The 12837-nt window shown below is 63.6% G+C and carries 14 protein-coding genes and 1 riboswitch; of the genes, 7 read left to right on the forward strand and 7 right to left on the reverse strand.

The features are described 5' to 3' along the window. Positions 1 to 12 precede the first annotated feature (12 nt). Complete coding sequence (locus tag NR193_RS16140; RefSeq protein ID WP_256751776.1) at positions 13 to 735, forward strand: YdcF family protein; 723 nt, start codon at positions 13 to 15, stop codon at positions 733 to 735. A gap of 7 nt (positions 736 to 742) precedes the next feature. Here the strand turns inward: NR193_RS16140 and NR193_RS16145 are convergent, their stop codons facing one another. Beyond that, positions 743 to 1375 (reverse strand): pyridoxamine 5'-phosphate oxidase family protein, encoded by a 633-nt coding sequence (locus NR193_RS16145; protein WP_256751777.1) that lies wholly within the window; start codon positions 1373 to 1375, stop codon positions 743 to 745. Positions 1376 to 1399: 24 nt separating this feature from the next. Beyond that, a complete protein-coding gene (locus NR193_RS16150; RefSeq protein ID WP_256751778.1) occupies positions 1400 to 1870 on the reverse strand; it encodes a DUF1348 family protein in 471 nt (156 codons plus the stop codon). A 559-nt stretch (positions 1871 to 2429) separates the two neighbouring features. On the opposite strand from NR193_RS16150, the gene NR193_RS16155 reads away from it, so the two are divergent. After that, positions 2430 to 3218 carry a 1-acyl-sn-glycerol-3-phosphate acyltransferase gene (locus tag NR193_RS16155; RefSeq protein WP_256751779.1) on the forward strand — a complete coding sequence of 263 codons (789 nt, stop codon included), beginning with the start codon at positions 2430 to 2432 and terminating at the stop codon, positions 3216 to 3218. Between the two features lie 23 nt (positions 3219 to 3241). Here NR193_RS16155 and NR193_RS16160 read toward each other — a convergent pair whose 3' ends face one another. The 3 genes from NR193_RS16160 to NR193_RS16170 form a co-directional block, all read right to left on the reverse strand. After that, complete coding sequence (locus NR193_RS16160; RefSeq protein WP_256751780.1) at positions 3242 to 3868, reverse strand: LysE family translocator; 627 nt, start codon at positions 3866 to 3868, stop codon at positions 3242 to 3244. 192 nt (positions 3869 to 4060) lie between these two features. Next, the gene (locus NR193_RS16165) at positions 4061 to 5008 is read right to left on the reverse strand and encodes an aldo/keto reductase (RefSeq protein WP_256751781.1); all 948 of its coding nucleotides are present in this window, start codon (positions 5006 to 5008) and stop codon (positions 4061 to 4063) included. A gap of 114 nt (positions 5009 to 5122) precedes the next feature. Continuing rightward, positions 5123 to 5644 carry a gamma-glutamylcyclotransferase gene (locus NR193_RS16170; RefSeq protein WP_256751782.1) on the reverse strand — a complete coding sequence of 174 codons (522 nt, stop codon included), beginning with the start codon at positions 5642 to 5644 and terminating at the stop codon, positions 5123 to 5125. A gap of 133 nt (positions 5645 to 5777) precedes the next feature. On the opposite strand from NR193_RS16170, the gene NR193_RS16175 reads away from it, so the two are divergent. Both NR193_RS16175 and NR193_RS16180 read left to right on the forward strand, forming a co-directional pair. Beyond that, positions 5778 to 6776: a DUF2125 domain-containing protein gene (locus NR193_RS16175; RefSeq protein ID WP_256751783.1), complete on the forward strand. Its 999-nt coding sequence runs from the start codon at positions 5778 to 5780 to the stop codon at positions 6774 to 6776. Between the two features lie 7 nt (positions 6777 to 6783). Continuing rightward, positions 6784 to 7713 (forward strand): sugar kinase, encoded by a 930-nt coding sequence (locus NR193_RS16180; protein WP_256751784.1) that lies wholly within the window; start codon positions 6784 to 6786, stop codon positions 7711 to 7713. A gap of 176 nt (positions 7714 to 7889) precedes the next feature. On the opposite strand, the gene NR193_RS16185 is transcribed toward NR193_RS16180, so the two are convergent. Next, positions 7890 to 8825, reverse strand: a complete 936-nt coding sequence (locus tag NR193_RS16185; protein WP_256751785.1) for a prephenate/arogenate dehydrogenase family protein — start codon at positions 8823 to 8825, stop codon at positions 7890 to 7892. 6 nt (positions 8826 to 8831) lie between these two features. Next, a complete protein-coding gene (hisC, locus tag NR193_RS16190; protein ID WP_256751786.1) occupies positions 8832 to 9941 on the reverse strand; it encodes a histidinol-phosphate transaminase in 1110 nt (369 codons plus the stop codon). A gap of 135 nt (positions 9942 to 10076) precedes the next feature. Beyond that, positions 10077 to 10154, forward strand: a riboswitch (SAM riboswitch). A 120-nt stretch (positions 10155 to 10274) separates the two neighbouring features. On the opposite strand from hisC, the gene NR193_RS16195 reads away from it, so the two are divergent. From NR193_RS16195 to NR193_RS16205, 3 genes are read left to right on the forward strand one after another with little or no spacing between them, the layout of a single operon-like run. After that, complete coding sequence (locus NR193_RS16195; protein ID WP_256751787.1) at positions 10275 to 11444, forward strand: homoserine O-acetyltransferase; 1170 nt, start codon at positions 10275 to 10277, stop codon at positions 11442 to 11444. Next, entirely contained in the window at positions 11441 to 12055 is a 615-nt protein-coding gene (metW, locus tag NR193_RS16200) for a methionine biosynthesis protein MetW (RefSeq protein WP_256751788.1), read from the forward strand. Before NR193_RS16195 ends, metW begins: the two co-directional genes overlap by 4 nt. Next, positions 12004 to 12834, forward strand: a complete 831-nt coding sequence (locus NR193_RS16205) for a Stf0 family sulfotransferase (RefSeq protein ID WP_256751789.1) — start codon at positions 12004 to 12006, stop codon at positions 12832 to 12834. The genes metW and NR193_RS16205 overlap by 52 nt, the downstream gene beginning before the upstream one ends. The last annotated feature ends 3 nt before the right edge of the window (positions 12835 to 12837 follow it).

Here is a 12837-nt window from a genome sequence, read left to right on the forward strand (position 1 = left end):
GGGGTTAACCATATGGAGATGGACGCGCGGGACTCGACCGGGACGGCTGGACAGATGCCAGTGGTTGTTCGTTTGCACGACCACGGCAAGGCTAGCCGTTTGAAGACCGTCCTGCGCATTTCCGCCCTGTCCCTGCTTGTGCTCGCGACATTGTTTGCCGGCGGTTTTGGCTGGTTCGCCAACAAGGTCAGCCATCTGACGACGCCCGCCAACCCGGCCAAGGCCGATGCGATCATCGTGTTGACCGGCGGCCAGTCACGCCTCGATGCGGCGATGGATCTGCTGGCGTCCGGAAAAGGCGAGCGGCTCTTGATCAGCGGCGTGCATCCTTCGGCCAGCCGCCGCCAGCTTCAGGCCGCGACCGGCGGTGACAAGAGGCTGTTTTCCTGCTGCGTCGATATCGACCGCGCCGCGCTCGACACGATCGGCAATGCCGAGGAAAGCGCCAAATGGATTGAAAGCCATGCCTATGGCACGGTGATCCTCGTCACCAACAATTATCATATGCCGCGCAGCCTGCTGGAAATGCGCCGGCTGCTGCATGGCGCCAAGCTCGAGCCCTATCCGGTGGTCAATTCCAACCTCGACAATGGCGGCTGGCTGACCAAGCCGCGGGCGCTGCGCGTGCTGTTCACCGAGTACAACAAGTATCTGCTGGCGCTGGCGCGGGGTATCGTGCCAGTCAAGCCGACACCCGACGGCATCGCGCTGGCTGAAACAGCGGCCGGCGGCTAAACCCGTTTCATTCCCCGGCGCCGACCTTCGAGGCTTCTCGGAGGCGCACGATTTCCTGCTCGAGCCGCTCGATGCGCCGATCCCGCTCGGCAAGTGCCGCCGCAACATCGGCCGCCTCGAACCGTTGCGGAATGTGTTGCGGGCAATTGGCGTCCCAGGCCGAAACCGTGAACAGGATGACCTGCTCCGGGCGCGCCTTGTAGTCCCGCGGCATCAGCCTCGCCATCAGTTCAGCGTCGCCTTCCACGACCCGCGCGGAGCCCCAGATCTTGATGCGCTGGCGGTGGGCGTAATCGATCAGGAACAGGAAGGCTCGCGAATTGTCGGCCAGATTGCCCTGGGTGATGAACTGCCTGTTGCCGGAAAAATCGGCGAAGCCGATCGTGTGTTCATCCAGCACCTTGAGGAAGCCCGCAGGCCCGCCACGATGCTGGATGTAGGGCTGGCCATCGCCATTGGCCGTCGACAGGAAGACGCTGGTCTGCGTCTCGATGAAGGCGGCAAGGTCTGGCGTGATATCAGCTTGCCAGCCGCCACGCTCCTCGACGCGGGCATAGGACTGACGTGAGCCCTTGCGGGCCTGGATCGCCTTGACGGTCGGCGTGAAGGCGACGTCGCTGGTGAAAGCATGCGCGTTCATCGAAAGCCTCCTTACGGGAAGGTGCTAAAGCCCGAGCTCCGAAAGCGACGGGTGGTCATCCGGCCGCCGGCCGAGCGGCCAGTGATATTTGCGGTCGGCCGCGCCGATCGGCCGGTCATTGATGCTGGCGATGCGCAGGCGCATCAGGCCATGTTCGTCGAATTCCCAGTTCTCGTTGCCATAGCTGCGGAACCATGAACCGCTGTCGTCGCGCCATTCATAGGCAAAGCGCACTGCGATGCGGTTGCCATGGAACGCCCAGACCTCCTTGATCAGCCGGTAATCGAGCTCGCGGCTCCATTTCCGTGTCAGGAAAGCCTGGATGGCATCACGCCCTTGCAGAAATTCGGCCCGATTGCGCCAGCGGCTGTCTGTCGTATAGGCAAGCGCGACGCGCGCCGGGTCGCGGGAATTCCAGGCATCTTCCGCCATGCGTGCCTTTTGCGCGGCGGTCTCTGCCGTAAACGGCGGAAGCGGTGGGCGGGCTTCGGACATGGCAACTCCTCTGCGATGAATAAGTGGAGACCGGCGGATACCGCTGACCCACTCCGGATTCAGGCAGCATCGCGGACAGAAACAACCGAAAAATCGATTTCGGTGCGGACAACCTCATTCATATAATTGGTCCAGGTGTTCAGAGCGACGCGCTGGCCTCATATGCACCTTTCCATTCGACGGATGCAGATGGCATATTTGCAATCAACCCTTCCATTTTCCGGAAGAAGTGATGGGCCGCCTCGACGGTGGAGGCCGGCAGCTTTCCGCCGCAAGCCGTTCCGGCATTCCGCTTGCGAAGGTCAGCCGATCGATGCTGGGGTTGCCGACGTGGGGATGACGCGAGTGCTTTTCTACCAGATCGTCGCCGTTCTACAGTCAGGAGTGCAGCCGGCCAGGGCCGGCTGCCGGTGAAACTGCGCGCATTCCTCGATTTCGCGGCGCCGCGCCTGAGGGAACGTCTGGCGCAAGCAAGCTGGTAGAATGAGCCGTATCGCCCTGTTTCCTTTTTGCCCGCGCTTGGTGTAACCAACGCACACCTCCTCACCGGACCTCCCCCATGCTCTATGTCAGATCGCTGGCGTTCAATTTCGTCTTCTACGTCAATCTGATCGTCCAGATGATCCTCTGGACCCCCTACTATTTCCTGTCGCCCCGTCACCGCGCCTGGTTCGTACCGAAATTCTGGTCGCGCACCTCGATGTGGCTCTATGACAAGATCGCCGGGACGAGGAACGACATCACCGGCCAGGAAAACCTGCCCGAAGGCTCCTTCATCCTGGCGCCCAAGCACCAGTCGTTCTGGGACGCGATTGCCTTCTTCCCCTTCCTCCAGGATCCGCTCTACATCCTCAAGCGGGAACTGACCTGGATCCCGTTCTTCGGCTGGTACATAATGAAGATGCGCATGATCCCGGTCGACCGCGGCAGCCGTTCCAAGGCGCTGAAGGCGGTGGTTGCCGCGACCAAGGAAGAGATGGCGCGCAATCCGCGCCAGCTGATCATCTATCCCGAGGGAACGCGCCGGGCGCCGGGCGACGAGCCTGCCTACAAATACGGCATCGTCGAAATCTATGCACAGCTTGGCGTCCCGGTGGTGCCGGTCGCCCATGTCGCCGGCCTCTACTGGCCGCGCCGCAAATTCCTGCGTTATCCCGGCACCATCAAGGCGCGCTTCCTGCCGCCGATCCCGCCTGGCCTGAGCAAGGACGAATTCATGGCGCGGCTGATCGGCGAGACCGAGGCTGCCTGCGACCAGTTCCTCATCGAGGCATCCCGCGCCTCAAACCCGCCTGCCCTGCCGCCGACGGCGGTGAAACGGCTGCGGGAGCTCGGCGCCAAGGCCTGAAGCGAGAGCTCTCGGAGCAACGCTCAGCCGAACATGGCCAGCGCGGTGGTCAACACCAGCGTTGCCGCAAAGATCAGATTGATGATCCGCGAGGCCACAGGCTGGCGCAGGAAACGCGCGAACACTGCTCCCGCGACAAGCCACAAGACATGGATGGCGACGATCATCAGCGCGAGAACGGCCAGCTTCAGCCATGGACCAAGCTCAACGGCACCCTGTTTCGAAGAGGCGCCGGCGAACACGGCGGCGATCGCCACATAGGCCTTCGGGTTGGCGACCGCCAGCAGGAAGCCGCCCGGGAATGTCGGGCGTGCGGCCTGGCCGGCATGCGTTGCCAAGGGCGGAGCGGTGGCGATCCTGAACGCCAGGTAGAGGATGTAGCCGGCAGACGCGACCGCCAGCAGCGGCGCGAGCCGCGGCATCGAGGCAAGCATCGCCGCCACCCCGGTCGCCACCACCAACAGCACGGCGATCGTGCCCAGGACGATCCCGCAGGCATAGCGCAGCGAGCGGCGCAGGCCAAAGGCGGCACCGACGGCGGTGACGCTTATCGTTGCCGGCCCGGGGCTGCCCATGACGACCGTCGCGGCAAGCACCAGCGCGAACAGCTGACGCCAAAGGTCCGGCTGCGAAAGAAGCGATTCGGCCATCTCACCCTCTGCCTTGCCCCGTGCGAAGGACGGTATGGCAGCACAAGAGGGTCGTCTTGGACGTTCGTGCGCGTAGCGGTCGCCTAGAGCATGATCCCGAAAAGTGGAATCCGGTTTTCGGGAAAGATCATGCTCAAACAAGGAGATAGAGCCCCATCCCGATTCCATCGGGATGGAACAGGCTCTAAAGCTTCAGCCGCTGGCCTTGTCGAGCTCGGCCATATCGTTGGCGGTCAACTTCAGCGACACCGCCTTGATCAGGCTGTCCATCTGGCTCGGCTTGGTGGCGCTGGCGATCGGCGCGGTGACGCCTGGCCGCGCGATCACCCAGGCAAGCGCCACTTCCGCCGGCTTGGCCGAATGCCGGGCCGATACCGCATCCAGTGCGGCGAGGATGCGCATGCCGCGTGCATTCAGATAACTTCCGACGTCGTCGCCCCGCTCGCTTTGGCCGAGATCGGCATCGCTGCGGTATTTGCCGCTGAGGAAGCCCTTGGCCAGGCTGAAATAGGTGATGACGCCGATCTCCTCGGCGACGCACAGATCGCGCAACGGCCCATCGAAGGAGGAGCGATCGTAGAGATTGTATTCGGGCTGCAGCACCTCGTAGCGCGGCAGGCCGCGCAGGCTCGCCACGTCGAGCGCCGCGCGCAACTGCCCGGCATCGAGGTTCGAACAGCCGGCATAGCGGATCTTGCCCTTGGCGAGCAGCTTCTCATACGCGCCAAGGGTTTCCTCATAAGGGGTGGCCGGATCCGGCCAGTGCGACAGATAGAGGTCGATGACGTCGGTCTGCAGCCGCTTCAGCGACGCGTCGACCGCCTTTTCGATATAGGCGGCGGACAAGTCCTTGCGGCCTTGCCCCATGTCCGAACCGACCTTGGTGACCACGACGACCTTGTCGCGGTTGCCGCGATCCTTCATCCACTTGCCGATGATCGTTTCCGATTCACCGCCCTTGTTGCCGGGAACCCAGCGCGAATAGGCGTCGGCCGTATCGACGGCGTTGAGGCCGGCGCCGACAAAGCGGTCGAGCAGATCGAAAGACGTTTTCTCGTCGGCGGTCCAGCCGAATACATTGCCGCCCAGAACCAGCGGCGCGATGGAAAGGTCGGTACGACCGAGACGGCGTTTCTGCAAGACGGATCTCCGTGATGACTGGATCGGGCGGATGCCGCCCAGGTTCGGGACCTAACCTAGGTCGTGCCTCATCGAGGTCAAAGGCCTGGCCGCCTTTTCCGCAGAGCCAGCGCTTCACAAAGGCGCGACCCGCCTGGCGACGTCCTCGAGCCAGTGGTCGCGAATGCCCAGCGCCTCGAGGTGCTCCAGCGTGCTGAGCACATAGTCCTCGTTGTTGCCGGATTGGCCGACAGCGCCGCGCACCACGGCCGCCGCATGCGCCGCGTCCAGTGCACCGGCATACTGCTCGTGCCCGCGGTCGACGATGTAGGCCACCGCCTCGACCATCCCGCCACCATTGAGGCGAATCTTGAGCGTGCGCTCGAGATAGACGTTGGTGACCAGCTCGCGCTCGCGCAAATAGGCGATCACCTCGTCGCGCAATTCACCGGGAACGCGGAACGCCAGGCCGACGCAGGAGCCGCCATGGTCGAGGCCGAGCACCAGCCCCGGCCGTTCAGGCGTGCCGCGATGCACGAAGGAGTAGACGCAAAGCGAGCGCCGGTAGCCGTGCAGGCGCGCGCGCTGTGTCTCGACATGCGCAAAACCCGGCCGCCAGATCAGCGAACCGTAGCCAAACACCCAAAAATCGCCCATATCGCCGCGCCTGATTGCAAAAGATGCCAACACCGCACCGAATCGGTGTTTTTTCCGCCCGTCTCTGTCTACCTATTGTTGTCGGAATCGAAGGTCCGTCCACCAATACCCATGCGTTAACGAGAGCCAAAGCATGACGTCAAGTGACGAACGCCAACCGAGTAACCGTCGCCGCCTGTGGTGGCTTGTGGCGTTCATCGTCATACTGTTCGCCATCTACAGCGGCGGCTGGTTCTATCTGGCGGACCGGGTCAGAAGCGAGGCCGACAAGGCAGTCGCCACGCTCAACAAGAGTGGCGTCGCGGCCGGGTGCGCCAATCTGCAGGTCAGCGGCTACCCCCTGAGCTTTGCCATCTCTTGCGACAACCTCGCTTATGAGGACGATGCCAGGAACATCGCCGCCTCGGCCGGCAGTTTCAATGCCGTCGCCCAGATCACCCAGCCCCTGTCGCCGGTTGCCGATCTGCGTGGTCCGCTCAGGACCTCGGTCCCGGGCATGGTGCCGCTGTGGATCGACTGGGACAATCTGCAGGCCAACGTCAAACTGTCATGGCCGCTGCCGCGGCGGATCTCGCTGCAGGCCGAGGGCCTGTCAGGCCAGACCGACCCGGCCGACGACACCGATCCGGTGCAGTTGTTCAGCGCCGGCAAGGCGGCCGGCCAGTTGCAGCCGAACGGCGGCGATATCGACTATCTCGGCAGCTTTGGCGATCTCGAGATCAACCCCGACGCAATCGGCGGGCGCGCCTTGCCGCCCCTCGATGCCAGCGGCGACGCCACGCTGAAGAATGGCGTTGCGCTGATCGGCACGCACGTGCAGAGCCTGCGCGGCCAGAAGATCGAGATCCGCAACCTCGACCTGTCGTCGGGGACGGCGCGCGTCACGGTTTCCGGACCGCTGTCGGTCGACGCCGACGGCCTGATCGATGCCGATCTGATGATCAGGCTGAAGGATCCGAAGGCCGTGGCGGCAATCCTCGGCACCGCCATCCCCGAGCAGAAAAGTCAGATCGAACAGGGCTTTGGCGCCTTGGCGATGCTCGGCAACGAACCGTCCATGCCGCTGAAGGTGGTCAAGGGCAAAGCCTCGCTCGGCTTCATCCCGCTGGGCAAGATCAAGCCGGTGGAATAACCCTTCCATGGCAAGACCGGTGAAGCTGCTGAGTGTTGGCGCGCTGACGCTGGACACCATCCTGCGTGTCGAGACACTGCCGGCGCACCAGGGAAAATTCATCGCCTCCGACGGCGTCCAGATCGCCTCGGGCATGGCGACGAGCGCTGCCTGCGCCGCGCATCGCCTGGGCGCCGAGGTGTCGCTGTGGGCGAGCGCCGGCGATGATCCGGTCGCCGATCATCTGGTTGCCGCGATCGAGGCCGAGGGCGTCGATTGCGGCTTTGTCCGCCGTGTCGGCGGCGCCCGCTCCGCGCTGGCGTCGATCCTTGTCGACGCGCAAGGCGAGCGCATCATCGTGCCATTCTATGACAGCCAGGCCCAGGCCGACCCCGAAGCCTTGCCGGCGGCCAACCTCTCCGCATTCGATGCCGTGCTGGTCGACGTGCGCTGGCCGGGTGCGGCAGCGCTTGCGCTGAAGGCGGCGCGCGCTATCGGCCGGCCGGCGATCCTCGATGCCGATACCGCGTCAAGCGACGTGCTGGAGCAGCTCTTGCCGCTGGCGTCCCACATCGTGGCTTCGGAGCCGGCAGCGCGCATCCTGTGCAATCAGGATCTCGACCCGCGTCAGGCCTGCGAGGCGCTTGCCCGGCGCACCGACGCCTTTGTCGCGGTCACCGGCGGCGCGGCGGGAACCTGGTGGTTCGATCGCGCGGCGGGATCATCCCGTCATGTGGCGGCACCGAAGATCAAGCCGGTCGACACACTGGCCGCCGGCGATGTCTTCCACGGTGCCTTTGCCGTCGGGCTGGCGGAAGCCATGCCGGTCGAGCACGCCTTGCGTTTTGCCAGTGCCGCCGCCGCGCTCAAATGCCTGCGCTTCGGTGGCAGGCTCGGCGCCCCGGACAGGGCCGAGACGCTGGCCATGGTTGCGGCGACCTGGCCTGCGCTACCATAGCGTCATAAGGTCTGTTGAGATTCAGATCAGGCCGGGTCGGAGTCGAAGACGGGCGCGAAGCGACCAAACAAGGTGATTTCCGAGAACCGGAGCGGATCGTACTTTTGGGTACATGAGCACCGGAAGCACAGGAAAACGCCGTTTGCAGGCCGGCTTCACTTGGATATCAACAGACCTTAGCTCTTGGCCGGGTGCTCGACCGCTTGGCGGCCGAAGTCGGGCACGTCGATGTCCTGGCCGGCCTCGATGATCGAGCGGCGCACGGCTCGGGTGCGGGTGAACAGATCGAAGAGTTTTTCGCCGTCGCCCCAGCGGATCGCCCGTTGCAGCGACGCCAGATCCTCCGAGAATCGCGCCAGCATTTCGAGGATGGCGTCCTTGTTGTGCAGGCAGACGTCGCGCCACATGGTCGGGTCTGAGGCGGCAAGGCGGGTGAAGTCGCGGAACCCGGAAGCCGAATATTTGATGACCTCGGACTTGGTCACCGACTGCAGATCATCGGCGGTGCCGACGATGTTGTAGGCGATGATGTGCGGCAGGTGCGAGACGATGGCCAGCGTCATGTCGTGATGCTGGGGGTCCATCGTGTCGATGTTGGCGCCGCAGCGGCGCCAGAATTCTGAAAGCCTCTCCAGCGCATCCGGATCGGTGTCCGGCAGCGGCGTGAAGATGCACCAGCGATTGTCGAACAGGTCGGCGAAACCGGCATCCGGCCCGGACTTCTCGGTGCCCGCCAGCGGATGGCCGGGAATGAAATGCACGCCCGCCGGCACATGCGGCTGCATCTGCGCGATGACCGATGCCTTGGTCGAGCCGACATCGGTGAGGATCGCACCCGGCTTCAGCGCCGGCGCGATTTCCTCGGCCACCGCGCCGGACGAGCCGACCGGCACCGAGACGATGACCAGATCGGCATCGCGGACCGCTTCTTTCGCGTCGGTGGTGTAGGAATCGCCTAGCCCAAGCTCTTGCGCCCGCGCCAGCGTCGCCGCGCTGCGGGTCGAGATGGCGACGTGACCGGCCAGCCCCTCGCGGCGGATGACGCGGGCCAGCGACGAGCCTATCAGGCCGATGCCGACCAGCGCGATCTTCTCAAACATCGGTGATGCCATGGTGCTCTAGCTTTTCAGGAATGTCGTGAGTGCGGCGACAACGCCGCGATTGGCCTCTTCGGTGCCGATGGTCATGCGCAGCGCGTTGGGAAAGCCATAGCCGGAAACGCGCCGCAAGATATAGCCGCGCGCGGTGAGATAGTCGTCCGCCGCCGCTGCGGAGTGTTTCTGGTCATCGGGAAAATGGATGAGGACGAAATTGCCGACGCTGGGCGTCACCCGCAACCCAAGCCCCGTCATCTGTTCGCTGACCCAGGCCAGCCAGGTCTCGTTGTGGGCGACGCTGCGCTCGACATGGGCGCGGTCGCGGATCGCCGCGATGCCGGCCTCGATCGCCGTTGCATTGACGTTGAACGGGCCGCGCACACGGTTGATGGCGTCGACGATGTGCATCGGCGCGTACATCCAGCCGATCCGCGCCCCGCCAAGACCGATCTTGGAGAAGGTGCGGGTCATCACGACGTTCTCGGCGCTACCGACCAGTTCGATGCCGGCTTCATAATCGTTGCGGCGGACATATTCGGCGTAGGCCGCGTCGAGCACGAGCAGCACATGCCTGGGCAGGCCGGCATGCAGGCGACGCACCTCCTGGAACGGCACATAGGTGCCGGTCGGATTGTTGGGATTGGCGAGGAACACGATTTTCGTGCGCGGCGTGACGGCGGCCAAGATCGCATCGATGTCGGCGCGCTCATTGGTCTCCTTGACCGCTACCGGGACGGCACCTGCCGACTGGATATAGATCTTGTAGACCATGAAGGCGTGTTCGGTGAAGATCGCCTCGTCCCCGGGCGCCAGATAGGTCTGCGCCAGCAGGCCGAGGATCTCGTCGGAACCGTTGGAACAGATGATGTTCTGTGCGTTGAGGCCATGCACCTCGGCGATCGCTTCGCGCAGCCGCCTGGCAGTGCCGTCGGGGTAGATGTCGAGCTTTCCGGCAATCTCCCGCGCGGCTTCGATCGCCTTCGGCGAGGGCCCCAGCGGATTCTCGTTCGACGACAGCTTGTAGACCTTGCCGACGCCGGCCGGCGCCGTGCTCTTGCCCGGCACATAGGCGTCGATGTCCATGATGCCCGCGCGCGGGGTTGGTCGTGCCTGATCCGGTGTCTGCTTCATTTCGAGATATCCATCGAGAAAGGCTCCCGGCAGGAGCCGCAGCGGAAATACAAGTCATGACCGGCAATGTCGAGAGGTGGCGGTGGTGCCAGTGGCCGGCATTGACGGCAAGGCGGGCAAGTTCTAGAAGAACCTCGACAGTTCCGTGGTGATTTGGCCGGTCGGCTTGCAGCCACGTTAAACAATTCGCTAAAGGGCCGTTTGCGTGACGTAACCGGCTTTGCGAAGGCAATGCCGGTTTTTTATTGTCCGCGACCGGGCGGATGAGCGCATCGGCCCGAAAATCGGCAGCGATTTTTCGAAAAGCACGATGCGGAATGGTAGAGAGACATGATGGCCGCTCTGCGTGCTCGCAAAACCAACAACGAGGCCGACCAGCCGTCGAGCCCGGTGTTGCGTTTTGGACCTGACAAGCCGCTCAAGCTCGACGCCGGCACGCTGTTGTCGCCGTTCCAGATCGCCTACCAGACCTATGGCACGCTCAATGACGCCCGTTCCAATGCCATCCTCGTCTGCCACGCGCTGACCGGCGACCAGCACGTCGCCAACACCAATCCGGTGACCGGCAAGCCGGGCTGGTGGGAAGTGCTGATCGGCCCGGGTAAGATCATCGACACCAACCGCTTCTTCGTCATCTGCTCAAACGTCATCGGCGGCTGCCTGGGCTCCACCGGCCCGGCCTCGACCAATCCCGCCACCGGCAAGCCCTATGGGCTCGACCTGCCGATCATCACCATCCGCGACATGGTGCGCGCGCAGCAGATGCTGATCGACCATTTCGGTATCGAAAAGCTGTTTTGCGTGCTCGGCGGCTCGATGGGCGGCATGCAGGTGCTGCAATGGGCGTCGAGCTATCCGGAGCGCGTCTTCTCGGCGCTGCCGATCGCCACCGGTGCCCGCCATTCGTCGCAGAACATCGCCTTCCATGAGGTTGGCCGGCAGGCCGTGATGGCCGATCCGGACTGGCATGGCGGCAAATATTTCGACTACGGCAAGCGCCCCGAAAAGGGGCTGGCGGTGGCGCGCATGGCCGCCCATATCACCTATCTGTCGGAAGCCGCCCTGCACCGGAAATTCGGCCGCAATCTGCAGGACCGCGAAGCGCTCACCTTCGGCTTCGATGCCGACTTCCAGATCGAAAGCTATCTGCGCCACCAGGGCATGACCTTCGTCGACCGCTTCGACGCCAATTCCTATCTCTACATGACGCGGTCGATGGACTATTTCGACCTCGCCGCCGACCATGGCGGCCGATTGGCCGATGCTTTTGCCGGCACGAAAACCCGCTTCTGCCTGGTGTCCTTCACCTCGGACTGGCTGTTTCCGACGGAGGAGAGCCGCTCGATCGTGCACGCGCTCAACGCCGCCGGCGCATCGGTGTCCTTCGTCGAGATCGAGACCGACCGTGGCCACGACGCCTTCCTGCTCGACGAGCCGGAGCTGTTTGCCGCCATCAACGGCTTCATCGGCTCTGCGGCTCGCGCCAGAGGGCTCGCATCATGAGCGTCAACCGCGACCAGCGTGTCGACCTCGAGGTCGTCGCCAACCTCATCCCGCCACAGTCCCGCGTGCTCGACGTCGGTTCGGGCGACGGCTCGCTGCTCGAACTGCTGCAGGACACCAAGCAGGTCGACGGCCGTGGACTCGAACTGTCGCAGCGCGGCGTCAACGAATGCGTGGCGCGCGGCCTCTCGGTCATCCAGGGCGATGCGGACAAGGATCTCGAATTCTATCCCGACAAGGGCTTTGACTTCGTCGTGCTGTCGCAGACGCTGCAGGCCACCCGCAACCCGAAGCTGGTGCTCGACGAACTGCTCAGGATCGGCAATCGGGCGATCGTGTCCTTCCCCAATTTCGGCCACTGGCGGGTGCGCCTGTCGCTGTTCCTCAACGGCCGCATGCCGGTGACCAAGGACCTGCCCTATTCCTGGTACGACACGCCCAACATCCACTTTTGCACCATTCGCGACTTCGTCAATCTGTGCGACGAGCTTGGCGCGACGGTGGAAAAGGCAACCGCGCTCGACGCCAATGGCCAGAAGATCGGCCTGTCGATGCCGTGGTGGTTCTGGAATTTCTTCGGCCAGCAGGCGGTGTTTTTGCTGAGACGGTAGCTTCGTTCGCCATGCGCTTATTTCGCAAACGCCCTTTGCCAGTAGAAATCCCGCCGGACGTCCTGGCCGGGATAAAAGCCGGAATCTTGATCTGCACGTCACCGCGTAGCGGCAGCAATCATCTCGCTGGATTGATGGCAGCCGCCGGACTTGGCAACCCTCTGGAATGGTTCGGCGGCCGCCGGGTTCTCGAATTGCCGAACTATCCTCGCGATCCCCGTGCCCAGGTCCTGCGTGCCTTGACGGATGGGCGATCTACATCCGGAGTTTACGCGGTCAAACTGTTTGCCAGCCAGTTTTCCCAGGTAGCCAAGACTGTGGATCTCCCTGCCAGCCTTCCAGGATTGCGCTATGTGCGTCTCACCCGTCGCGATCTGCTTGGTCAGGCAATTTCGTGGACGCGCGCTCGTCAAACTGGTCGGTTCCGCTCGACCGAGACCAGCCGGCAGGCACCGCGCTACGACGGTGCGGCGATCGCCGAGTCGCTTGAAAAAATCGCGCTGGAAAATCTGGCCTGGGATATCTGGCTCGCGAAGAACGGATTGCCCTTCCTGTCGTTGATATACGAGGAAATCTTGGAGGCCCCACGGGCGAATCTCGAGAAAATCGCATATCTGGCGGATGCCAAGATCGCCTTTGAGCCTACGTCTGTCCCCAACTCTGGTCTCGAAATTCAACGAGACACCATCAATGCGGAATGGAGGGAGCGTTTCTTGTCGCAGTACTCCGACACCTCAAGATTTCTGGCCAGCAATCGTCGTATTCGCGTTTTCCGATAAAAG

It is taken from the genome of Mesorhizobium sp. Mes31, from assembly GCF_024519675.1.
In the GTDB taxonomy this organism is placed as follows: Bacteria; Pseudomonadota; Alphaproteobacteria; order Rhizobiales; family Rhizobiaceae; genus Mesorhizobium.

What these genes read in the sequence shown, in the direction of transcription:
- NR193_RS16160 (WP_256751780.1), bottom strand. Translation starts at nt 3,868, where the DNA reads ATGGCCGAATCGCTTCTTTCGCAGCCGGACCTTTGGCGTCAGCTGTTC.
- NR193_RS16170 (WP_256751782.1), bottom strand. Translation starts at nt 5,644, where the DNA reads ATGGGCGATTTTTGGGTGTTTGGCTACGGTTCGCTGATCTGGCGGCCG.
- NR193_RS16195 (WP_256751787.1), top strand. Translation starts at nt 10,275, where the DNA reads ATGGCCGCTCTGCGTGCTCGCAAAACCAACAACGAGGCCGACCAGCCG.
- hisC (WP_256751786.1), bottom strand. Translation starts at nt 9,941, where the DNA reads ATGAAGCAGACACCGGATCAGGCACGACCAACCCCGCGCGCGGGCATC.
- metW (WP_256751788.1), top strand. Translation starts at nt 11,441, where the DNA reads ATGAGCGTCAACCGCGACCAGCGTGTCGACCTCGAGGTCGTCGCCAAC.
- NR193_RS16180 (WP_256751784.1), top strand. Translation starts at nt 6,784, where the DNA reads ATGGCAAGACCGGTGAAGCTGCTGAGTGTTGGCGCGCTGACGCTGGAC.
- NR193_RS16185 (WP_256751785.1), bottom strand. Translation starts at nt 8,825, where the DNA reads ATGGCATCACCGATGTTTGAGAAGATCGCGCTGGTCGGCATCGGCCTG.
- NR193_RS16140 (WP_256751776.1), top strand. Translation starts at nt 13, where the DNA reads ATGGAGATGGACGCGCGGGACTCGACCGGGACGGCTGGACAGATGCCA.
- NR193_RS16145 (WP_256751777.1), bottom strand. Translation starts at nt 1,375, where the DNA reads ATGAACGCGCATGCTTTCACCAGCGACGTCGCCTTCACGCCGACCGTC.
- NR193_RS16155 (WP_256751779.1), top strand. Translation starts at nt 2,430, where the DNA reads ATGCTCTATGTCAGATCGCTGGCGTTCAATTTCGTCTTCTACGTCAAT.
- NR193_RS16150 (WP_256751778.1), bottom strand. Translation starts at nt 1,870, where the DNA reads ATGTCCGAAGCCCGCCCACCGCTTCCGCCGTTTACGGCAGAGACCGCC.
- NR193_RS16175 (WP_256751783.1), top strand. Translation starts at nt 5,778, where the DNA reads ATGACGTCAAGTGACGAACGCCAACCGAGTAACCGTCGCCGCCTGTGG.